Source organism: Sorangium sp. So ce302 (assembly GCF_051530145.1).
In the GTDB taxonomy this organism is placed as follows: domain Bacteria; phylum Myxococcota_A; class Polyangia; order Polyangiales; family Polyangiaceae; genus Sorangium; species Sorangium cellulosum_B.
Window position 1 is genome coordinate 571,998 of sequence record NZ_CP150326.1, and the last position, 21,880, is coordinate 593,877.

A 21,880-nucleotide genomic window follows, 5' to 3' on the forward strand; every position below is an offset into this window, starting at 1 on the left:
CGAGGCCGCCGCGCGCGTGGCTCAGCGGCCGGGAGACCTCTGGGGAGGAGGAGGCGGGCTGGGCGGTGGCACCGGCGGCAAAAAGGGTTGCGTGCGGAAGGCGAGCCTCCGGTCGGCGTTGCCGATGCGCGTCACGAACAGGCCGACGAAGGAGCCGAACAGCGAGTCGCCCGGCCCGATCGCCGTCGAGCCGGGCGGCCGGGTCACCCACCGCTTGATGCGATCGAGCATCTCGGCGCTCATGGGGTTCACCTCGACCAGCACGGCGACGAAATAGCGGCTGCCGTCGCGGACGACCGATCGCTCCACGAGCGGCAGCCGCCGGGCTTCGGCGCAGTTGCGGAGCACGCCCTCGACGTTGATCGCGACCGTGCTCGACTGACCTCCGGCCTGGATCAGCTGGATCCGGAACACCTCATCCCAGAGGTCGTAGACGATCCGGCAGCTCTTGGCGGCGAGCGCGACAGGGTTGCCTCCGCTCTCGTGAAAGAGGTAGCCGCGCATCGTGATGACGGTGGGGAGCCCGCTCAGCAGCTTCTTCGAGATCTCGCCGTCGACGACGTCGCGGAAGCCCACGGTCAGCTGCACGATCGTCTTGTCGAGCGTCAAGCTCGCCACCCGGGTGGGCAGCGCGGCCGGCGCGCCGAGCGCCTGCTGCGCGTCCGCGTCAGCGATCTCCTTGGGCCCCGGCCCCTCCTGGGCCATCGACCAGCTCGCTCGGAGGGCGAGCGTCGCGAGCAGCGCGATCCCGAGCCAGCGCGCCGCTCCGCGGCCGAGCGCCACGAGCGCTCGCCGCGCCTCTCGGAGGTGCCAGGCACGGCGGCCACCGCCCGCGCGCCGCGCATCGCGCGTCGCGCGCTTCGGTCCGCGATGTGCATTGAAGCAGATCGAGCAGATCGAGCAGATCGAGCAGGTCGAGCAGATCGAGCAGGTCGAGCAGATCATTTCCGCTCACCGCGCCGCGCCGGGATCAGCCCGAGCAGGTTCGAGAACGCGAGCGTCACCCCGCCGACCGCCGTGTCGACCCGCAGACCGAGGTTGTAGGTGACGTCCACGGGCACGCGGGCGAAGCCCTCGTATCCGGTCGGCGCATCGGTGAACTCGCGGCGCGTCGCGAGGCCGTACAGGCCCGCGGCGCCGAAGAGATCGACGCCGTAGATGGAGCCGCGGCCGGCGTAGACCGGGATCCGGTACTCCGCCTCCAGCTTCGCGGCGAAGTCCCCGTACCGGACCTCGATGATGTCCGTGCTGAGGAAGTTCGGCGGTTGCCTCCGATCGGGCGCGAGGTCGAGCAGCCGATCCGGCAGGAGGTCGGTGAGATCGCCGACGTAGAATTTCTCGAAGAAAGGCGCGTCCCCGGCTATCGCGCCGGCGAACGCCTCGACGCGGAGCACGTGCCGCAGCGGCAGGCGGAACCAGCGCTGCGCGCCGAACTCGAACTTCTGGTAGCCGTAGTCGCTGCCGAACGGCGGTACGCCCACCGTGACCGAGACCGACGCGAGCGTGCCCTGCGTCGCAAGGAAGGGCGCGTCGCGCGTGTCGTGATCGATCGCGGCGTGCAGCGACGAGAGCACCGTCTTGCCGCCCAGGATGTCGAATTCGATGGGCTCGCGGCTGTTGCCGCGCATGTGCGAGGCGACCGTGGGCACGGTCGCGTCGATCTGCTCCAGGTGGTAGTCGAGCGACAGCCGCGAGGAGGAGGAGACGTCGTGACCTGTGCCGAGCGTCGCGCCGAACCGCTTGTAGGCGACGACGGCGTAGCCCGTGACCTCGCGCTGCTCGAGCAACGGGGACTCGAAGACGACGTCCCGGTTGCCGAAGAAGTCACGGGCGTCGTTGTAGAGCACCGTCACCGTGGCCGACCAGCGGGTCCCCACGAACGCGGGGTCGACGAAGCGGGTCCTCAGCGCGAGCTGGTCGGCCGCGAGCCCGACGCCGGCGCCGAGCGTGATCCCTGTGCCGGCGAGGTTGGTCTCGGCGACCTGCACGCCAGTGAACGCGGAGAGCGGCTTCGCGTTGCCCGCGGTGTCCTCGTCGGCCGCGATGCCGAGCCAGAGGTCCTGCACGACGAACGTGTTGCGCTCGACGACGTCGATCACGAGCGTCGCGCTCCCGCGCTCGACCCCCTTGCGGAGCGAGAAACCGACCGAGGCGAAGAACCCGGTCCCGAGGAGGCGGTAGCGCGTGAGCTCGATCTCCGGATCCTCGACGTCGAGCAGGTCCCCCGCGCGGAACCTGACGTAGCGGAGGATCACGCGCGCGGCGGTCCGCACGTTGCCTCGGATCTCGATGCCGTCGAGGGTGTACCGGACGCGATGCCTCTCCTGGAGCGCCGCGCCGGGCGACGGCGCCGCCGCGAGCGGGGGCGCGGAAGCGTGCGGCGCTCGCTCCTGCGCCGTGGCTTCTGCGCCGGCGGCCACCGCGCCTTGCCCGAGCGCGCGCCTCGGGCACGTCCCCAGGAGCAACGCGCACCAGAGCGCGAGGTGGGCGCGGCCGAGCGCAGGGGGCAGGGGGATGGCCCGGGAGCGTGAAGAGCTCCGGAATCGAGGTGGATTCACGGGATTCCTGCAACGCCGCCGAAGCCTCCCGAGGCGTCGGCGACGCGCCCTTCAGCAGCGCACCCTAGCACGATCGATCTCCTCGCCGGAGGAATCGGTCGCGTCGAGATCGACCCCCGCCGCGGCGTCCTCGGCGACGGCGTCGGAGGGGACAGGGGGCGACGGCGCCCTGCAGCGGATCTGCGCCGCAGCGGTCACGCGCTGTGGCCAACGTGCATCGCGCGGCGTCGGGGCGGGCTCGGTGTGCTCTGCCAGCACGAGCAGATCCAGCCGGGCCGGCGTCGGCTCGATCAGGTGATCGGCCGCGGCGAGCAGCAGCGCCCGGACCTCGGTCCGGACGCTGGCCTCGCGCGCCCAGCGCGCGCCGACGCTCGCGGCGATGGCGCGGGCAAGGAGGAGCTCGGCGCGGCCGCGCACGTCCGCGGGGATCCAGTCCGCGATGAGCGGATCCGCGAGCATGGCTAACGTCTTGCGCAGCGCGGTGACGCGGCGAGGGCCGAACCTGTCCGGCGCGCGCTCCGCGTGGCGCGCGAGGCGCCCTGCCCTGCGGAGCGCGCGCCTCGCCGCCCTGCCGACCACCGCGCCGTGCACGGTGAGCCGTTCGCGCGGCGCATCGATGGCGCGCAGCACCGCGGCCAGCGAGACCCCGCCCGCGATCACCAGCGCGACCGTCACCGCCGTCGCCTCGAGGCCGTGCAGCTTCCAGCCGCCGGTCGCCGCGACGAAGGCGCAGGCCGACGCCAGCAGGAGCCCCAGGGAGCCCAGCGCGCCTGCGGTGTGCGAGCGGCCGCGCCAGGAGCCGTCTTCGCCGTGGAGGGTCCGCGCGTAGCCGTCCGGCGCGATGAGCCGTCCTCCGCTCGGGATGAGGCCCACCATGGCTCGCCGCGCCGCGCGCCCGAGGCCGACCTCCAGCGGGCCGAGCTCGATGCCGGGCGGCTCACGGAACGGGCTCACCCATCCAGAATAGCCCATCCGCCGCCCTCACGGAGGGCGGGGGCCGGCGCGCAGCTGCGGCGGCGGAGCCTCGCCGTCTGCCGCCTCGCTCTCGCGGGCGCCACCGCCATCGGGGTGATCCTGATCGGCAGCCCGGTTGCGGTGACAGGGCTTCGTCCGTCTACGACGGGCTCTGCGGTTGCTGACAGCGCAGCGCCGCGGACAGCGCAGCGCGGCGGATCACGAAGCGTGAGCCGCCGCCACATCGAGGCAGCGACGCGCGGCGCATCACGGCTTCCCCGGGCTGTCCTTCTGTGCCCGCGATGCCTTCTCGGCGAGGCCGCTCGTGCCCATGCGTGACGCGAGCGCCGAGAGCACCGCGCGCAGCGGGACGCCGCGCGACGCGAGGCCGACCAGCAGGTGGTAGATGACGTCCGCCGCTTCGGACGCGACGCGCTCGTCGCTCTCCCCGGCGATCGCCTGGGCCAGCTCGCCGGCTTCCTCGCGGAGCTTTGCGCCGAGGAGCGGCGCGCCTCCGTCGAGCAGCTTCCGGGTGTAGCTCTTCGTCGCCGAGGACGCCTTGCGCGCCTCGATCTCTCGCTCGAGGGACTCGAGCAGCGCGGACGCGTCCTGCCCCTCGTCGGCGGCCTCGGGCTCCCCGTCGCCGCGGGCATCGACCTGCCGGAAGAAGCAGCTCGCGCTCCCCGTGTGGCACGTCGGGCCGCGGGGCTCCGCGAGGATCAGGAGCGCATCCCCATCGCAGTCGGCGTGGACGCTCGTCACCGCGAGCGTGTTGCCGCTCGTCGCCCCCTTCTCCCAGAGCTCGCCGCGCGATCGGCTGAAAAAGGTGGCGCGCCCCGTCTCGAGCGTCCTGGCGAGCGACTCCCGCGTCATGTACGCGAGCATCCGGACCTGCCCGGTCAGCCGATCCTGCACGACGGCCGGTACGAGCTTGCCCTCTCCGAATGCGATCTTCACGGTCTATGCCTCTCCGGTGGTGTCGGGCGCCTCGGCGGCGCCGGTTTCGCGGGCCGTCGCCCGGCCTTCGTCCTTTGCGCTGCCGCGCCTGGCCCGCGACGGCGCGTCGCCGGCCTTCGGCGGCGCGCTCCGCTTCTTTCTCGGCGTGTCGTCCTCGTCCTCGTCGTCCTGGTCCTCGTCGTCGTCGTCGCCATCTGCTTGCTTGTCGGCGGCCGCGGCGGGGCTCTCCGGGAGGCTGAGCGCCATCGCCTGCTCCGGGTGGTCCAGGGCGGCCTTGTGATAGACCGCGAACGCGATCGACGCCGCGAGCCCGGTCGCCAGCGCGACGGCCTGGGAGGTCGAGTACTGGAGGGTCGCGGAGGCGGCGAACGTCTCGGGCCTGAGGGCCAGGTACAGCGCGACCGCGGGGACGAAGGAGAGCACCTGCGTCACCTTGCGCACCATGTTGTCGCGGAGGAGGTGGGAGAACCCGATCGTGTACCCCACGGCGAAGATCACGAGGCCGGCCGGGAGCAACACGTGCTCCGGGAGCGACGGCGGGATCGAGCCGCGCTCCGCGTCGTCGCGGAGGAGCTCGAGCAGGTAGCGGCAGACGCCGTAGGAGAACGTGAAGATGAGGAAGATCTCGCCACGGAACTTCTGCCGGCGGCGCGCGAGGAGCAGGAGCGCGAGCAGCCCGGCGCCGACGAGCGCCTCGTAGATCTGCGTCGGGTGCACGGCGAGCGACGCCTCGGAGCTCGGATCCAGCCCGCGCTCCTTGACGTGCTGCACCCACGCCGGGGACCCGCTGCCGTGGTCCAGCGTGCCCTCGGCCCAGCGCGGGAACGTGCCGAGCTTCTTCAGCCAGGCGGGCGCCGTCTCGCCGAGCGGCCGGCCGAAGTCGCAGCCGAAGAGGTAACACCCGATGCGCGTGATCATCAGGCCCGAGGCGAGGCTCGGGACGGCGACGTCGGCCCAGGGGAGCAGCGGGATGCGATGGGAGCGCAGGAACAGGTACGAGCCCAGGAAGCCGCCCAGGAAGCCGCCGTACGCCACCAGCCCGCCGCGGCGGATGTCGAACATCGCGCCGAACGAGTCGAACTCGTCGAGGTTCGTGAGGATGTAGAGCACGCGCGACCCGACGACCGCGGCGCCGGCGGTGACGACGTAGCAGTTGGCCATCGTCTCCTTCGGCAGGCCGTCGCGCTCCGCGAGCCCGAGCGTCAGGTACCAGCCGACCACGAGCGAGAGCCCGAGCATGACACCGTAGCTGTAGATGGGCAGCGGACCCAGGGTGTAGGTCTGGTCCTTGACCTGGGAGGCGATCGCCGCGAGCGCGACGCCTGCGATGCCCGCGGCCGTCGCGCCTGGCTTGTTCTTCGCGATGAGCAGCCCGATCGCGCCCGCGAAAGCGATGCCCGCAGCGATCAGGAAGACCCAGAGAAGGGGCACGGTCCAGGCGGGCAGCGGGACGCGGAACAGGATGGGATGCATGGCGCCTCTCCTTACGCCTGGGCTTGGGGACCATCAAGCATCGTCTCTCGCGCATGACGCAGCGAGCCAAAGCGTTCGCTGACGCTGGTCCAACCGCGCCGGGCGATCTCGATGTGCCCGGGCCGTCAGCGCAGCGCGAAGTTCTCCCCACCCTGTCGACGGCGCCCGCGAAGCGGCTCTCGAAGTCCGCGCGCGCCGCTGCTAGCATCGATTCCGTGCTCTCTGGCCGTGCCACCGTCGGGGTCTTCGCAGTGCCTGGGCTGCTCGTGAGCGCGGCGTGTGTTCCCGAAGGGCCGGCCACGGGGGACGCGAGCGCGCGGCCAGCCGGGACGGTCGCGTCGTCGGTCTCCTCGCCGACCGCGGGCGCCGCTCCGGGAGCGCAGGGGGCGGGCGTGTTCGAGGACGACTTCAACCGGCCGGCGCTCGGCCCCGACTGGAACGCCTTGAGCTCCAAGTGGGCCATCGACGAGGGGCAGCTCTGCGTGCGCGCCGCGAGGAACCGCGGCGTGTGGTTGAAGCGGCCGCTGCCGGAGAACGCCCGGATCGAGTTCGACGCCATCGCCGAGGCCCCAGATGGCGATCTCAAGGCCGAGCTCTGGGGAGACGGTCGGAGCGGGGCGACGGCGGCGAGCTACACGAACGCGACGAGCTACCTCGTGATCCTCGGGGGATGGAAGAACACGAAGCACGTGCTCGCGCGCCTCGACGAGCACAGCGCCGAACGGCTGGAGATCGACGTGGACCCGGACAGCGACGACGACCGCGCGCGGCCGGTTGCGCCGGGGCAACCGTATCGCTTCCGGATAGAGCGTCGTGACGGCAGGACCCTCTCCTGGTCGGTGAACGACGTCGAGTACCTGGAGCTCAGCGACCCTGCTCCGCTCTCCGGTCCAGGGCACGAGCACATGGGCTTCAACGCATGGGATGCGCCGGTCTGCTTCGACAACCTGCGCATCACGCCCCTCTAGCCGCGATGGAATCGGGTGAGGTCGAACGGGAGCTCGAGGAGCTGGAGACGCGCATCGAGCGGCTGCGCGCGCTCTACGAGCAGTATTTCATGGGGATCGAACGGCTGGAGCCGCTCATCCCGCGCAAGGACGTCGAGCGTCGCATCTGGGTGATGCGGCGGGAGCAGATCAGGAACACCGGGCTCCGGTTCAAGTTCCAGATGCTGATCCAGCGCTACAACACGTTCCAGCAGTACTGGGGCCGCATCTCGCGCGAGATCGAGAACGGCACGTACCGCCGCGACGTCATCCGCGCAGCGAAGCGGGTCGGAGCGAAGGAAGCGCTCACGATCGTCGGCCGCAAGCGGGCAGAGCGCTACGCGGAGCTCGCCGAGCAGCAGGAGACGGCGCGCGAGCCGGTCCACCGCGCCGATGACAGCGGCGGTCACGAGGAGATCGACGTCGACGATGAGGCGGTCACGCTGGCGCCCCCGCCCTTGCCCGCCGCGTCGCTTTTGGGAAAGCGATCGCTGGCCGCGCTGGCCGCCGAGGAGGCCGCGCCTCGCGCCGCGGTCGCGCCGCTGACCGCACCGGAGGCGTCGAGCGCGGCGCCGGCCAGCTCGCCGGTGCGTCCTGCGCTCGCGCCGCCTGCCATGCCGCAGGCCGCCGCGGCCGTGAAGCCCGCGCCGCTGGGAGGGCTGCCCCGGGGGCTCGGCCTGACCAGGCCCCAGCAGAAGCCGGCGGAGAGCAAGCCGGCAGAGGCGAAGCCGGCCGAGGCGTCGCCAGCAGGCGCGAAGTCGCCGGCGCGCCCTGCCGTCGACAAGGCTCAGCCTGCAGCGGGCGCGAACAGCCGTCAGCGGCTCGCCGAGCTCGCGGCGGAGATGCGCGCTCAGCGCACCAAGACCGGCGACGCGGCGAAGGCCGCGGCCGGGCCTCCAGACGCGTTGACGGACGTCGCGCCCGAGCCTCCGCCTGCTCCGAAGCGACCGCCGCCCCCGAGCCCCGTCAAGCCTTCTCCTGGCGCTCCGGCCGAAGCCTCAGCGGTCGCTGCGGCCGCCGCGGCGGGCGAAGCGAAGGGCACCGGAGCGAGGCGGCAGGAGCGCGTCCACTCGGAGCGCCCGCCGTCGGCCCGGCGCCGTCGCTCCACCGCGCCGCCTGCCGCGGAGACCGGCGCGGCGAGCGGCGCCCGGCATACGGCGCCGCGGACGCCGTCGCGCCCCCCGGAGGCCGCGCGCGCCGGCCTCGACGCCGCGGTGCGCGCGCGACCCGCGCCCCCGCAGCGCTCTGCTGCGCGCGACGACGAGCTCCCGGAGCAGCGGCTGCGTCAGATCTACGCGAAGTACGTCGAGACGAAGCGCGCCGCGCGTGAGTCGACGGCCGGCGTCACCTACGAGCGCCTGGCCGAGAGCCTCCGCGCGCAGGCAGCGAAGCTGCGTGCGACGAACCCGGCCAAGTCCGTCGACTACGATGTCGTCGTCAAGGACGGCAAGACCCTGCTGAAGCCGATCCTCAAGTAGCCGAAGATCGGCAAGGAGCCGAAGATCGGCAAGGAGCCGAAGATCGGCTGGCGGCAGGGCGGACGCGACGTCCCAAGGCGAGGACCGACGCGCGACCGACGTTCGGCGGCGAACGCCAGGAGCGTGAGCTCGCCGAGCCAGGCTCGGCGAGCTGAGACGCTCCCGAGGGCGCTCGCGTCGTCAGACGGTCGGACTGGGCGGATGAGGATGTTCCGGCGGATCAGTGATGCGCGACGCGGCGCCAAAGCTGCGGCAGTCGCTGGACCCGCGCAGGTACTCCGGCGTCGTCCTCGACGAAGAGGATCGCACACGCCGTGCGGTCGGCCTCGCGCATCCTCGCGCATAAGTCGGCCAGGTCATCGTCGGCGTCCACAACGTCGGCTTCGGCCGGCTGGGAACAGCCTTGAACGTATTTGACATTGTCAAGGGCGATCCATCGCCCAGCGAACTCTTTCGATCGACATATGTCGCGCCAGCTCATTCGAGGCGCGACCAAACGAATCTTACTGCCCATTTCCCGTGAGCGACCTTCTCCCCCATGTTCCAAAGTCAAGCGCCGACCAAACAAAGCCAGGGCGCGGCGTGCACTGAACTTTCAGAACTGTCGGGGCAGGATCTAGCACCGGTCAAAATCGGGCGTCAAGGCAAGCCTGGAACAGCCCGGACCCGCTGAGCGTTGTGTCCGATCCGGCCCACTTCCTTCATCGACATTGCGCTGGCAGCTGGGACATCGCCTCGCCCGCCCCGATCCGCGCGGCGGCCAAGGCGTGGGACTTCGCCGCGCACCCCTTGGACGCGACCGCCCGCTTGGCGCTCGCGCTGATGGCGGCCCTCGCCTCGGCCTTCTTGGGGCCATCGCAGGACGCGAAGCGCTTCACGGCGAGATCCGTGTTGCCGCCGTTCGCCAGGTTGATCGCGGCCCTGCACTCCTGCTCCGCCTTCTCGTTGCCGGGCGGCGGGACCTTGGGCGCGGTGGTCGCGGTCGGAGTCGACGTGTTCTTCGGGGTGTCCGGAGCCGCCTTGTCCGGGCCGGTGGGCTCGGGCGGGGGAGGCTCCGGGGTGGTCGTGGGCGTGCTCGTGGGCGTGCCCACGGGATCCGACGCCACGGTGACCGACGGCGCGCCGGTGGGCAGCGGGATCGCGGTCGACGTGCTCTCCTCCGTCGTGCTCCCGCCGCTCCCCTTCGTCATCATGACGACGCCCACGACGCCGAGCACCGCGACGGCCGCGACCGCGGCGAGGATCGGAGCTGCCTTGCTCTTCTGCGGCGCCGGCGGCGGCGCGGGGAACACCTGGCCGCTGCCCGTGGGCACGGCCGGGTGCGCCGGCACGGCAGCCTGATCCATGACCGTCGCGGCCTGATGGGCCTGATGGTTGACGACGGTCCTCACCTGTCCCGATCCCGTGGGCGGCCCCGCGACGAACAGCGGCTCCCCGAGCTGCGTCTGACCCGAGCGCGACGGCATCAGCGCCGTCCCGCTGGTCGGCGCGTCGCTCCCGACGAGGGTGCGCGGCGCCGCCGCGAGCACCGAGAGGCGGGCGCCCGCGCCGATCGTGAGATCCTCGTAGAACTCCCGCGCCGACTGCTGCCGGTCCTCGCGCCTCTTGCTGAGGGCTCTCATGACGGCCGCCTTCATCTTCGGCGGGGCCGCGGCGCCCATCGGCACGGCCTCGAACGGGAACGGCTGCGCCGTCATGTGCTGCGTCGCCCATGCCCACGGCGTGTCGGCGTCGAACGGCAAGCGCCCGGTGAGCATCTCGTAGGTCAGCACGCCGAGCGAGTAGACGTCGCTCCGCGCGTCGAGCTCGGTCCCCGTGAACTGCTCGGGGCTCATGTACGGCGGGGTGCCGAGCACCGTCCCCTGCTGGGTCAGCTTCTGCTCGGCCTTGGCGCTGCGCTCGTCGCGCTTCGCGATGCCGAAGTCGAGGACCTTGACGTAGTCCTCCTCGCCGGCGCGCCTGGTCAAGAAGATGTTGGCGGGCTTCAGGTCGCGGTGGACGATCCCCTTCTCGTGGGCCTCCTGGAGCGACCCGCACGTCTGCGCGATGATGCGATCGACGCGCTCGGGAGAGAGCGCGCCGCCCCGCTCGAGCGCCGTCTCCAGCGACTGCCCGTTGAGGAGCTCCATCGCGATGTAGAGCTCTCCGGTGTTCGTCTGCCCGAAGTCGTAGACCTTGATGGTGTTCGGGTGCTCGAGCTCGCTGACCGTGCCGCACTCCCGCATGAAGCGCGCGACCACCTGCGGATCCTTCGCGTGCTGCGAGAGGAGCGTCTTGATGGCGACCTTCCGCACCGACGTGCCCATCGGCTGCTCGCCGTTGTAGACGCGGCCCATCCCGCCCTCGCCGAGCACGCCGATGATGCGGAACCGGCCGCCGACGATGGCGCCGATGAGCGGGTCTGCTTCCACCGGCGCGACAGGGAGGAGCGCGCCGCACGTGGCGCAGAAGCGCGCCCCATCGATGTTTGGCTGATGGCAAGCGGGACATTCCATGCGATCGAACCTCTACCCCCGAAGCATGACGGAACGCGATCGTCGCGTCGGGCCGCTCCGCGGCGCGCCCGGGCGAGCGTGCGCCGGGCAGGATCGCAGCAGCCGTGAGCGGAGCGCAAGGGACCTCTCGCTCGCCCGAGGCGCCGCCGACGCGCGCCCTCGTCGCCCTCGTCTTCGCCCCCTCGTTCACGTTCGCTTGTGTTCGCGCTCACGCGGCTGCTCGTCCGAGGCGCGCCGTCGCTGCGCGCGGCGTTCGGCGCGGGCACGCGGCGCGCGGAGCGCAGCTGCGTGAGCGCCTCGCCGCTGCGCTCCGCGCGCCGCGCGCCGCGGGAGCGTGCTCCTCGACGTCCGCACTTGAAAACCGGGAGCGCTCGAGCGAGATCGGCGCCGTCTGAGGACGCCGGTGCTCTGGAGCGCCCCGCTCGACCGCGCGGCCAGACCGCGCTCTCCCAGCCGATTCCAGCGAAACGGACGAAAACGATGCACACCGCTTGACACGTCTCTTGCAGGGGGCTAAGAGCCTCCTCCCTTCGCGGGACTCGTCTACCTTCGGAGCGACGTGAGCGGCACCAACAGCTTCACCTCGCTGCGGTCCAGCCCGGTCGGGACATTCCGAACCGTGCAGGCAGGCGGTCCAGCAGGGCCGGGAGTTGATTGCTCGCACAGAAGTGATCGGTCTTGGGACATTTCGCTAGGTCAGCACGCACGTTTCCCGGAGCCCGGGGACGGGCAGCGGGTGGATGCCGCTGGCGTAGCTCAATCGGTAGAGCACCTGCCTTGTAAGCAGGGGGTTAGGGGTTCAAGTCCCCTCGTCAGCTCCGATGCAAGGCGACCGGTCGGTGGTTCGGGAGGTCAGGGCAGAGACAAAGTCGGCAAAATCTAATAAGTAGAGAAAATCTGGAGGGTTGCCCGAGCGGCCAAAGGGAGCAGACTGTAAATCTGCCGGCAATGCCTACGATGGTTCGAATCCATCACCCTCCACCGGAGCGACGTTTCGCTCCGAAGGCGGTCCGACCAGGAACCAGATCCGCCGGGTCACTCCCGACGGAAGCCCGCGGGCGTAGCTCAGTTGGTAGAGCGTCAGCCTTCCAAGCTGAACGTCGCCGGTTCGAACCCGGTCGCCCGCTCCGTGGTCGGTCGTTTGCCCACCTAGCTCAGTTGGCAGAGCACGTCCTTGGTAAGGACGAGGTCGTCGGTTCAATCCCGATGGTGGGCTCCAACGAGGACAGCGAAACGCAGTCGCGAACTTCATTTCGGCAGGAGACATCTCGATGGCCAAGGAGAAATTCACTCGTACGAAGCCGCACGTGAACGTGGGCACCATCGGCCACATCGACCACGGCAAGACCACGCTCACGGCGGCGCTCGTCAAGGTGCAGTCGAAGCGCAACCTGGCGAAGGCGATCTCGTACGCCGACATCGCGAAGGGCGGGACGGTCCGTGACGAGACCAAGACGGTGACCATCGCGGCGGCGCACGTCGAGTACGAGTCGGCGAACCGCCACTACGCGCACGTCGACTGCCCCGGGCACGCCGACTACATCAAGAACATGATCACCGGCGCGGCGCAGATGGACGGGGCGATCCTCGTCGTGTCGTCGCTCGACAGCGTGATGCCGCAGACGCGCGAGCACGTGCTGCTCGCCCGGCAGGTCGGCCTGAACCACATCGTCGTGTTCCTCAACAAGTGCGACGCGGTGGACGACCCGGAGATGCTCGACCTGGTCGAGATGGAGGTCCGCGAGCTCCTGTCGAAGTACAAGTTCGACGGAGACAACGCGCCGGTGGTCCGTGGCGCGTCGCTGCCCGCGCTGCAGGGTGACCCGAAGTGGGAGGAGACGATCCAGCAGCTCCTCAGCGCGCTGGACAGCTACATCCCCGAGCCGGTGCGCGACATCGACAAGCCGTTCCTGATGGCGATCGAGGACGTGTTCTCGATCAAGGGCCGCGGCACGGTGGCCACGGGCCGCATCGAGCGCGGCGTGATCAAGGTCGGCGACGAGGTGCAGATCATCGGCTTCAAGGACACGAAGAAGTCGGTCGTGACCGGCGTCGAGATGTTCCGCAAGCTGCTCGATCAGGGGCAGGCGGGCGACAACGTCGGGTGTCTGCTCCGCGGCGTGGAGAAGGAAGAGATCGAGCGCGGCCAGGTGCTGGCGAAGCCCGGGTCGATCACGCCGCACACGAAGTTCACCGGTGAGGTGTACGTCCTCAAGAAAGAGGAGGGCGGGCGCCACACGCCGTTCTTCACCAACTACCGGCCGCAGTTCTACATCCGGACGACGGACGTGACCGGCACGGTGAACCTCCCCGAGGGGGTGAAGATGGTGATGCCGGGCGACAACATCACGATGACGATCGAGCTCATCGCCCCGGTCGCGCTGGAGGAGCAGATGCGCTTCGCCATCCGCGAGGGCGGCAAGACGGTGGGCGCCGGCGTCGTCACCAAGATCCTCGCGTAGGAGGCCGATGTGGGCGAGCAGGCCGGTGGGTGGCGTGCGGCGCGCATCGCCGTCTCACTGGCCTGCCGCGAGTGCAAGTCGCGGAACTACAAGACCACGAAGGCGCCGGACCAGCTGGTGTCGCTCAAGAAGTTCTGCAAGCAGTGCAAGAAGCACACGGTTCACGACGAGACGAAGTGAACGAGTGCTCAGGAAGGCGCAGCGATTCTAGGGGTATAGCTCAGTTGGTAGAGCAGCGGATTCCAAATCCGCAGGTCGGGAGTTCGAGCCTCTCTGCCCCTGCCGGGGGATGTGGGCGCCTCAGGGCCGCCCCTGGATCCTCACCGAGCAGGCCATTGTCTGCCGCGGGTCGGCGCGTTTGGTGTTGTTATGGCGAAGGGTCAAAAAGACAAGCCGCCGACGAAGGTCGCGGAGGACGAGGAGCCGGAAGAATCCGGACCGAGCTCGCCTGCCGAGGACTCGTCCCTCGTGACGCAGAGCGAGGGGACGGGGGCTGCTGACGCGAAGGACGCCGAGGCGCCGCGTGCCGATGAATCGAACGACGCCGATGAGGCCGAGGGCGAGGAGGTCGCGGCCGCTCAGCTTGGCTCGGAGCGCTATGTGCTCGCCGGGTTCTTCGCCGCGGGGATGCTGCTCGCCTACCTGCTCGGCAAGGTCGTCCATGGCGTCTGGGCGACCCTCGCCAACAAGGACTGGTTCAGCCGGGCGCTGCCGGCGCTCTCCGCGGTGGGTGACGACGACAAGACGACGTACGGCATGGTCATCGGCGGCGTCGTCGCGCTGGTCGTCGTGTTGCGCGCATTCCGCAACGCCGAGCTTCGCGCCTGGAGCGACGAGGTCGCCGCCGAACTGGCGAAGGTGAAGTGGCCGACCAAGAAAGAGGTGACGAATGCGACGTTCGTCGTCATCGCGACGACCACCGTGGCGACCCTCTACCTGGCGCTGCTCGACCGCTTCTGGGCATTCGTGACCAACATCGTTTACGGCGATGGAAGCTGAAGCAGGGAGACCCTGAGGGAATCAAGCGCCATGGCCAAGAAGTGGTACGTCATCCATACCTACTCGGGATACGAGGCGAAGGTGCGCGACGCGCTCCAGCAGCGCGTGAAGCAGTACAGCCTGGAAGATCGGTTCGGCGAGATCCTCATCCCGAGCGAGACGGTCACGGAGAACCGTCCCGGCGGTAAGACCCGCATTCGTCAGAAGCTCAGTCTGCCCGGTTACATCTTCGTGGAGATGGAGATGAACGAGCAGGTCTGGCACCTGGTCAAGGACACGCCCAAGGTGACCGGCTTCATCGGCAACCAAACGCCGCAGGAGGTCCCGATCGTTCAGATCGACAACCTCCGGCGGGGGATCGTCGAAGGCGCGGTCAAGCCGAAGCCGCGGCTCACGTTCGAGGTGGGTGAGGAGGTGCGGGTCCTCGACGGCGCCTTCGCGAACTTCACCGGCACGGTCGATGACGTGAAGATGGACAAGCAGAAGCTCAAGGTGAAGGTCAGCATCTTCGGCCGACCCACCAGCGTTGAGCTCGACTTCTCAGCCGTGGAGAAGCGCTAGCCAGGAACGGACGGCTGCAAACCTGCGGGCGAGCACCGCGCCTCCGCGGTGCTTCGCTGTTTCTCTGAATAGTAGACCGCCCGTCGGGCGGCGGTTCGATAGGGTGCGAGATTCATCATGGCGAAGAAAGTCACAGGGTACGTGAAGCTGCAGCTTCCGGCGGGCAAGGCCAACCCGTCGCCCCCCGTCGGTCCGGCGCTCGGCCAGCACGGCGTCAACATCATGGCGTTCTGCAAGGACTTCAACTCGCGGACGGCGACGCAGGGGGACATGATCATCCCGGTGGTGATCACGGTCTACTCGGACCGCTCGTTCACGTTCATCATGAAGACGCCGCCGGCCTCCGTGCTCCTCAAGAAGGCGGCGGGGCTCGAGACGAAGAAGAAGCCGGGCGCGGGCTCCAAGGAGCCCAACAAGGTCAAGGTGGGCAAGGTCACGCAGAAGCAGCTGAAGGAGCTTGCCCAGCTCAAGATGCAGGACATGAACACGACGAACCTCGAGTCCGCGATGCGCAGCATGGCGGGCACGGCGCGCTCGATGGGCATCGACGTCGTCGACTGAGGTGGTCGTGGCGCTCCCCGCCATCGGGGATGCGCCCCGCCGCGCCGGGCGCCCCGAGAGCGGCGCCCAGCGGGCCAGAAGCAAGATTTACCACGGTAGTTTGAGGCGCACCGTGGGAGGCGAGAGCCGTTAAGAAGGAGGGCATGTGCCGAAAGTCGCCAAGAAGAAGGTCGCAGCGCGGGCAGTCGTCGACCGCGCTCGAAAGTACACATTGCAGGAGGCGTGCGCGCTCGTGAAACAAGCGGCGCCCGCCAAGTTCGACGAGACGGTGGACCTCGCGGTCCGGCTGGGTGTCAACCCGCGGCACGCAGACCAGATGGTCCGTGGCGCCGTCGTGCTCCCGCATGGGACGGGGCAGTCGCTTCGGGTCCTGGTGTTCGCCAAGGGCGAAAAAGCCAAGGAGGCCGAGGCGGCCGGCGCCGACTTCGTCGGCGAGGCGGATCTCGTGAACAAGGTCCAGGAAGGCTTCATGGACTTCGATCGCGTGATCGCCACGCCCGACATGATGGGTCTGGTGGGCAAGCTCGGCCGTATCCTCGGTCCGCGCGGCCTGATGCCGAACCCGAAGGTCGGGACCGTGACGTTCGACGTGAAGACGGCCGTCTCGGAGGCGAAGGCCGGCAAGGTGGAGTACCGTGTCGAGAAGGCGGGCATCGTGCACGCGCGGATCGGCAAGGTCTCCTTCGCGGAGAACGCGCTCCACGTGAACGCGGACGCGCTGATCCAGGCGCTCGTCCGGGCCAAGCCGGCGACGGCCAAGGGCATCTACCTCCGGAGCATCACGATGTCTTCGACGATGGGCCCCGGGGTTCGCATCGACCCGGTCCACTTCATCGGCAAGACGGAGGAGGCGTAGCCCATGGAACGGTCCCAGAAGGAAGTGCTGATCGGCTCCGTCCGGCAGAAGTTCGAGCGGATGTCTTCCGCGGTCTTCCTGGACTTCAAGGGGATGAACGTCGAAGCGGTCACCAAGCTTCGCGATGAGTTCCGGAAGTCCGGCGTGGAGTACCGGGTCGTGAAGAACACGCTCGTCCGCCATGCCATCAAGGAGCACCCTTGGGCGAAGACCCTCTCGAAGAGCCTGACCGGCATGACCGGCGTGGCTTGGAGCTACGAGGATCCGAGCGCGGCAGCCAAGGTCGTCAAGGCGTTCCGCAAGGACAACCAGAAGCTGCAGATCAAGGCGGGGCTCATCGAGGGGCAGATCCTCTCGGGGGACGCCGTCGAGACGCAGCTCGCGACGATGCCCGGCAAGGATGAGCTTCGTGCCACGCTGCTCGCGACGCTGCAGGCGCCGCTCCAGCAGTTCGTGCAGCAGCTCAACGCGCCTCTCCAGAATTTCGCCTATCTCCTGAAGGCGAAGGAAGAGGAAGCGGGTAAGCAGGCCTGAGAGGGTGCTTTCGTATCAATTGGGCCTTGCGCCCGTCTGGTTTTGGTTTACATCGCCCCCTCCCCGGGGCGCGCAGAAGAGTTTGAAGGAGTCTTGCAATGGCTGAGATCACGCGCGAGCAGGTCGTCGATTACCTCTCCAACCTCCCTGTCATCCAGATCGCCGAGCTCATCAAGGACCTCGAGAACAAGTGGGGCGTCAAGGCTGCCCCCGCGGCTGTCGCCGTCGCGGCCGGCCCCGCGACCGCCGCTCCGGCCGAGAAGGCCCCGGAGCAGACCGAGTTCGACGTCATCCTCGCGAACGCGGGCAGCAACAAGATCGGCGTCATCAAGGCGATCCGCGAGATCACCGGTCTGGGCCTGAAGGAGGCGAAGGACCTGGTCGAGGCCGCGCCGAAGACCGTCAAGGAGCAGGTTTCCAAGGCGGACGCGGAGGAGATGAAGAAGAAGCTCGTCGAGGCAGGTGCTACCGTCGAGCTCAAGTAACGATCACCGCTCCCTGCAAGGGAAATCGGGATCCGCCGGCGGACGGCGGCAGGGGCGGTCGTCCCTGCCGCACGTCCCGCTTTTGTCTGATGAACGGGACCGCGTTTGCGGGCCCTCGCGCAACGCTGAAGAGGGCCTCGAGTACGGGTCCTCGGTCAATCCTGAAGAGGACCGCGGGTGCGGGTCCTCGGCCAACGTCGGAGCTCAATGGGTCGCCACGCGGTCCGCTCTGCCCCCACAACCAAGATGTTTTGGGTCCTCATTCCCTGGGGACGCTCGCTCGCCATTCGTGCGTAGCTTCGTGTTCGTTGCTCGGTTCGAGCCGTGCGCCCGCCCCGCACTGCTCGTGTGAGCCGGAGGAAATCGATGCCGTCGGTCGTCCAATCCAACTTCCGCGTCCGTAAGAACCTGGGTCGCGTTCGTCGCATCATCGACGTCCCCAACCTGATCGACATCCAGAAGTCGAGCTACGACAAATTCCTCCAGATGAGCGTTCCGCCGAACGAGCGGGAGGAGGTCGGGCTGCAGGCGGTGTTCCGCTCGGTCTTCCCGATCAAAGACTTCAACGGCACGAGCGAGCTCGTCTTCGTCTCGTACAACCTGGAGCCGCCGAAGTACGACGTCGATGAGTGCCGCCAGCGCGGTATGACCTACTCGGCGCCGATCAAGGTCACGAACCAGCTGATGATCTACGACACCCGCGACGGCGGGGAGCGGATCGTGCGCGACATCAAGGAGCAGGAGGTCTACTTCGGCGAGCTCCCGCTGATGACCGAGACGGGCACGTTCATCATCAACGGGACCGAGCGCGTCGTCGTCAGCCAGCTGCACCGCAGCCCCGGCGTCTTCTTCGATCACGACAAGGGCAAGACGCACTCGAGCGGCAAGCTGCTCTACTCCGCGCGCGTCATCCCGTACCGCGGCTCGTGGCTCGACTTCGAGTTCGACCCGAAGGACATCATCTATGTCCGCATCGATCGCCGGCGGAAGATGCACGCGACGGTGCTGCTGCGCGCGCTCGGGTACTCGACGCAGGACCTGCTGAACTACTTCTACTCGACCGAGACCGTTTACCTCGAGAAGGGTGGCAAGTACGCGAAGAGCATCGAGTACGATCTCCTGGCCGGTCAGCGGACGACGCGCGACATCAAGATCGGCAACGACGTCATCGTCAAGAAGAACACCAAGTTCACCCGCGCTGCCATCCGGAAGATGAAGGAGGCGAAGCTCGAGCGGCTCAGCCTCGAGCCGGAGGAGCTCGTCGGGAAGGTCGCGGCGCACGACATCGTCGACCCGGAGACCGGCGAGGTCGTGGTCGAGGTGAACGAGGAGCTGACCGAGGCGAAGCTCGAGCGGCTGCGCGACGCGAACATCGAGCAGTTCCGCATCCTCTTCATCGACGGCCTGAACGTCGGCTCGTACCTCCGCGACACGCTGCTCACCGACAAGGTGAAGACGATGGAGGACTCGATCCTGGAGATCTACCGGCGGCTGCGGCCGGGCGATCCGCCGACGCTCGAGACCGCCAAGACCCTGTTCCACAATCTGTTCTTCAACGCCGAGCGTTATGACCTCTCGAAGGTCGGCCGGCTGAAGCTGAACTACAAGTTCTACCGGGATGTCCCCGAGGACGAGCGGCCGGGGCTCGACCTCACGGTGCTCACGCCGCAGGACATCCTGGAGACCGTGCGTCACCTGATCGAGCTCAAGAACGGGCGCGGCTCGGTCGACGACATCGATCACCTCGGCAACCGCCGCGTGCGCGCGGTCGGCGAGCTGATGGAGAACCAGTACCGCATCGGCCTCGTCCGCATGGAGCGCGCGATCAAGGAGCGCATGAGCATGTCGCAGGAGATCGACACGCTCATGCCCCACGATCTGATCAACGCGAAGCCGGTCAGCGCGGTCGTGAAGGAGTACTTCGGGAGCTCCCAGCTCTCGCAGTTCATGGACCAGACCAACCCGCTCTCGGAGGTCACCCACAAGCGCCGCCTCTCGGCGCTCGGCCCGGGCGGCCTGACCCGCGAGCGCGCCGGGTTCGAGGTGCGCGACGTCCACGCGACCCACTACGGCCGTATCTGCCCGATCGAGACGCCGGAAGGGCCGAACATCGGCCTCATCGCGTCGCTGTCGACGTTCGCCCGCGTGAACGAGTTCGGGTTCGTCGAGACGCCGTACCGGAAGGTCGAGAACGGCCGGGTGACCGAGGACGTGATCTGGCTCTCGGCGCTCGAAGAAGAGGGCAAGTACATCGCGCAGGCGACCGTGAACCTCGATGAGGGTGGCCGCTTCAAGGAGTCGCTGGTCTCGGCCCGCTACAACGGCGAGTTCAAGATCGTCACGCCCGAGATGGTCGAGCTGATGGACGTCGCGCCGAACCAGATGGTGTCGGTCGCCGCCGCGCTCGTGCCCTTCCTCGAGCACGACGACGCGAACCGCGCGCTCATGGGCGCCAACATGCAGCGTCAGGCCGTGCCCCTCGTCGTGTCGCACGCGCCCCTCGTCGGCACGGGCATGGAGGAGCGGCTCGCCCGCGACTCCGGCGTCTGCGTCATCGCGCGGCGCCCCGGGGTCGTCGAGAGCGTCGACGCGACGCGCATCGTCGTCCGCGCCGAGGGCGAGGGCGCCGAGGTGCCCGATATCTACCACCTCATGAAGTTCCAGCGCTCGAACCAGTCGACCTGCTACACGCAGAAGCCGGTCGTCAGGACGGGCGAGGTGGTGAAGAAGGGCGACGTGCTCGCCGACGGCCCGTCGACCGACATGGGCGAGCTCGCGCTCGGCCAGAACGTGCTCGTCGCGTTCATGCCGTGGCAGGGCTACAACTTCGAGGACTCGATCCTGGTCTCCGAGCGCATCGCCAAGGACGACGTGTTCACCTCGATCCACATCGAGGAGTTCGAGTGCGTCGCCCGCGACACGAAGCTCGGCAAGGAGGAGATCACCCGCGACATCCCGAACGTCGGCGAGGAGGCGCTCAAGGACCTCGACGACTCCGGCATCGTGCGCATCGGGGCCGAGGTGCGGCCGGGCGACATCCTGGTCGGCAAGATCACGCCGAAGGGCGAGACCCAGCTCTCGCCCGAGGAGAAGCTGCTCCGGGCGATCTTCGGCGAGAAGGCCGGCGACGTCCGCGACAGCTCGCTCAAGGTGCCGCCCGGCGTCGGCGGGATCGTCATCAACGCCCGCGTGTTCTCGCGCAAGGGGACCGAGAAGGACGACCGCGCGCGGGACATCGAGGATCAGGAGCGGGCCAGGATCGAGCGGACGCGCGACGAGGAGATCAAGATCCTCCGCGACTCGTTCTTCCGCCGCATCCGCGAGCTCCTCCTCGGCAAGGAGGCGACAGGCAAGCTCGTCGACGACAAGGGCAAGGTGCTCTTCCAGAAGGGCGCCATCATCGACGAGCCCTCGCTCGCCGAGATCCCCCGCAAGTACTGGGGGGAGATCCCCGTCGACGACGCCGATCGGGTCCAGCAGATCCTGCGCGACCTCGAGGAGCTCGTCCGCACGCGCGAGGAGCACTTCCGCGACAAGATCGATCGCCTCTCCAAGGGCGACGAGCTGCCGCCGGGCGTCATCAAGATGGTGAAGGTCTATATCGCCATCAAGCGCAAGCTCCAGGTCGGCGACAAGATGGCAGGCCGCCACGGCAACAAGGGTGTCATCAGCCGCATCCTCCCCGAGGAGGACATGCCGTATCTGCAGGACGGCAGGCCGGTCGATCTCGTGCTGAACCCGCTCGGCGTGCCGAGCCGCATGAACGTCGGTCAGATCCTCGAGATCCACCTCGGGTGGGGCGCCTTCGAGCTCGGCAACCAGCTGCAGCGGATGATCGAGCAGCAGCGGGCGAGCGCCGAGATCAAGGAGCACCTGAAGGCCATCTATGCGGGCGACGAGACGATGAACGGCTTCTTCGACAACCTCGACGACGGCGACGTCAAGCGCTTCGTCAAGACGGTCGATGAGGGCGTGTTCATGGGATCGCCGGTGTTCGACGGCGCGCACGAGTCGGACATCAAGGGCGCCCTCGATCTCGCGGGTCTCCCGACCTCGGGCCAGGCGATCCTCTTCGATGGGCGCACGGGCGACGCGTTCGATCAGAACGTCACGGTGGGCATCATGTACATGCTGAAGCTCCACCACCTGGTCGACGACAAGATCCACGCTCGCTCGATCGGGCCCTACTCGCTCGTCACGCAGCAGCCCCTCGGCGGCAAGGCGCAGTTCGGCGGGCAGCGGCTCGGCGAGATGGAGGTCTGGGCGATGGAGGCCTACGGCGCGGCCTACGCGCTGCAGGAGTTCCTCACCGTGAAGAGCGACGACGTGATGGGCCGCACCCGGATGTACGAGGCCATCGTGAAGGGGGACTACACCCTGGAGGCGGGGCTGCCGGAGAGCTTCAACGTGCTCATCAAGGAGCTCCAGTCGCTGTGCCTCAACGTCGAGCTGGTCGAGACGAGCGCAGGGGTGGAGGCGTCGGCCGCGGAGGAAGAGGAGTGATGCAGTTCGTCACGTCAC

18 protein-coding genes and 5 tRNA genes are annotated in these 21,880 nt (G+C 68.7%); 16 read left to right on the forward strand and 7 right to left on the reverse strand.

The features are described 5' to 3' along the window. Positions 1 to 21: 21 nt before the first annotated feature. The 5 genes from WME73_RS02160 to WME73_RS02180 form a co-directional block, all read right to left on the reverse strand. On the reverse strand, positions 22 to 945 hold the full coding sequence (locus tag WME73_RS02160) for a hypothetical protein (protein WP_437914595.1): 924 nt from the start codon (positions 943 to 945) through the stop codon (positions 22 to 24). Beyond that, a complete protein-coding gene (locus WME73_RS02165; protein WP_437743912.1) occupies positions 942 to 2,558 on the reverse strand; it encodes a BamA/TamA family outer membrane protein in 1,617 nt (538 codons plus the stop codon). Before WME73_RS02165 ends, WME73_RS02160 begins: the two co-directional genes overlap by 4 nt. Positions 2,559 to 2,609: 51 nt before the next feature. Next, positions 2,610 to 3,512, reverse strand: coding sequence for a hypothetical protein (locus WME73_RS02170; RefSeq protein ID WP_437914596.1), 903 nt, complete (start codon positions 3,510 to 3,512; stop codon positions 2,610 to 2,612). 267 nt (positions 3,513 to 3,779) lie between these two features. Then, complete coding sequence (gene hisIE / locus WME73_RS02175; RefSeq protein ID WP_437743914.1) at positions 3,780 to 4,469, reverse strand: bifunctional phosphoribosyl-AMP cyclohydrolase/phosphoribosyl-ATP diphosphatase HisIE; 690 nt, start codon at positions 4,467 to 4,469, stop codon at positions 3,780 to 3,782. 3 nt (positions 4,470 to 4,472) lie between these two features. Further along, positions 4,473 to 5,942 carry a prolipoprotein diacylglyceryl transferase gene (locus WME73_RS02180; protein ID WP_437914597.1) on the reverse strand — a complete coding sequence of 490 codons (1,470 nt, stop codon included), beginning with the start codon at positions 5,940 to 5,942 and terminating at the stop codon, positions 4,473 to 4,475. 215 nt (positions 5,943 to 6,157) lie between these two features. Between WME73_RS02180 and WME73_RS02185 the strand changes: the two genes are divergently transcribed. Further along, positions 6,158 to 6,910 carry a hypothetical protein gene (locus WME73_RS02185; RefSeq protein ID WP_437743916.1) on the forward strand — a complete coding sequence of 251 codons (753 nt, stop codon included), beginning with the start codon at positions 6,158 to 6,160 and terminating at the stop codon, positions 6,908 to 6,910. 5 nt (positions 6,911 to 6,915) lie between these two features. Next, positions 6,916 to 8,406 carry an MXAN_5187 C-terminal domain-containing protein gene (locus WME73_RS02190; RefSeq protein ID WP_437914598.1) on the forward strand — a complete coding sequence of 497 codons (1,491 nt, stop codon included), beginning with the start codon at positions 6,916 to 6,918 and terminating at the stop codon, positions 8,404 to 8,406. Between the two features lie 220 nt (positions 8,407 to 8,626). On the opposite strand, the gene WME73_RS02195 is transcribed toward WME73_RS02190, so the two are convergent. Continuing rightward, a complete protein-coding gene (locus tag WME73_RS02195; RefSeq protein WP_437715331.1) occupies positions 8,627 to 8,920 on the reverse strand; it encodes a hypothetical protein in 294 nt (97 codons plus the stop codon). A gap of 187 nt (positions 8,921 to 9,107) precedes the next feature. Continuing rightward, a complete protein-coding gene (locus WME73_RS02200) occupies positions 9,108 to 10,901 on the reverse strand; it encodes a serine/threonine-protein kinase (RefSeq protein ID WP_437743919.1) in 1,794 nt (597 codons plus the stop codon). A gap of 745 nt (positions 10,902 to 11,646) precedes the next feature. Between WME73_RS02200 and WME73_RS02205 the strand changes: the two genes are divergently transcribed. The 14 genes from WME73_RS02205 (at position 11,647) to rpoB (ending at position 21,862) form a co-directional block, all read left to right on the forward strand. Beyond that, positions 11,647 to 11,719 (forward strand) — tRNA-Thr (locus tag WME73_RS02205). A gap of 81 nt (positions 11,720 to 11,800) precedes the next feature. Continuing rightward, positions 11,801 to 11,882: transfer RNA gene (locus tag WME73_RS02210), tRNA-Tyr, on the forward strand. 73 nt (positions 11,883 to 11,955) lie between these two features. Continuing rightward, positions 11,956 to 12,028: transfer RNA gene (locus WME73_RS02215), tRNA-Gly, on the forward strand. Positions 12,029 to 12,044: 16 nt separating this feature from the next. Continuing rightward, positions 12,045 to 12,120, forward strand: a tRNA-Thr gene (locus WME73_RS02220). A gap of 52 nt (positions 12,121 to 12,172) precedes the next feature. Then, positions 12,173 to 13,363, forward strand: coding sequence for an elongation factor Tu (tuf, locus tag WME73_RS02225; protein WP_012233037.1), 1,191 nt, complete (start codon positions 12,173 to 12,175; stop codon positions 13,361 to 13,363). Positions 13,364 to 13,372: 9 nt separating this feature from the next. Continuing rightward, positions 13,373 to 13,543, forward strand: coding sequence for a 50S ribosomal protein L33 (gene rpmG / locus WME73_RS02230; RefSeq protein WP_437743920.1), 171 nt, complete (start codon positions 13,373 to 13,375; stop codon positions 13,541 to 13,543). Between the two features lie 29 nt (positions 13,544 to 13,572). Then, positions 13,573 to 13,645 (forward strand) — tRNA-Trp (locus tag WME73_RS02235). 87 nt (positions 13,646 to 13,732) lie between these two features. Continuing rightward, a complete protein-coding gene (secE, locus tag WME73_RS02240) occupies positions 13,733 to 14,362 on the forward strand; it encodes a preprotein translocase subunit SecE (protein WP_437743921.1) in 630 nt (209 codons plus the stop codon). A 30-nt stretch (positions 14,363 to 14,392) separates the two neighbouring features. Further along, positions 14,393 to 14,923 (forward strand): transcription termination/antitermination protein NusG, encoded by a 531-nt coding sequence (gene nusG, locus WME73_RS02245; protein ID WP_437743922.1) that lies wholly within the window; start codon positions 14,393 to 14,395, stop codon positions 14,921 to 14,923. 117 nt (positions 14,924 to 15,040) lie between these two features. Further along, entirely contained in the window at positions 15,041 to 15,484 is a 444-nt protein-coding gene (gene rplK, locus WME73_RS02250; RefSeq protein WP_437743923.1) for a 50S ribosomal protein L11, read from the forward strand. A 145-nt stretch (positions 15,485 to 15,629) separates the two neighbouring features. After that, a complete protein-coding gene (gene rplA, locus WME73_RS02255) occupies positions 15,630 to 16,340 on the forward strand; it encodes a 50S ribosomal protein L1 (RefSeq protein WP_012233042.1) in 711 nt (236 codons plus the stop codon). Positions 16,341 to 16,343: 3 nt separating this feature from the next. Continuing rightward, positions 16,344 to 16,874 (forward strand): 50S ribosomal protein L10, encoded by a 531-nt coding sequence (gene rplJ, locus WME73_RS02260; protein ID WP_012233043.1) that lies wholly within the window; start codon positions 16,344 to 16,346, stop codon positions 16,872 to 16,874. A gap of 98 nt (positions 16,875 to 16,972) precedes the next feature. Next, complete coding sequence (gene rplL / locus WME73_RS02265; RefSeq protein WP_437743924.1) at positions 16,973 to 17,359, forward strand: 50S ribosomal protein L7/L12; 387 nt, start codon at positions 16,973 to 16,975, stop codon at positions 17,357 to 17,359. Between the two features lie 366 nt (positions 17,360 to 17,725). Further along, a complete protein-coding gene (gene rpoB / locus WME73_RS02270; RefSeq protein ID WP_437743925.1) occupies positions 17,726 to 21,862 on the forward strand; it encodes a DNA-directed RNA polymerase subunit beta in 4,137 nt (1,378 codons plus the stop codon). Positions 21,863 to 21,880 lie beyond the last annotated feature (18 nt).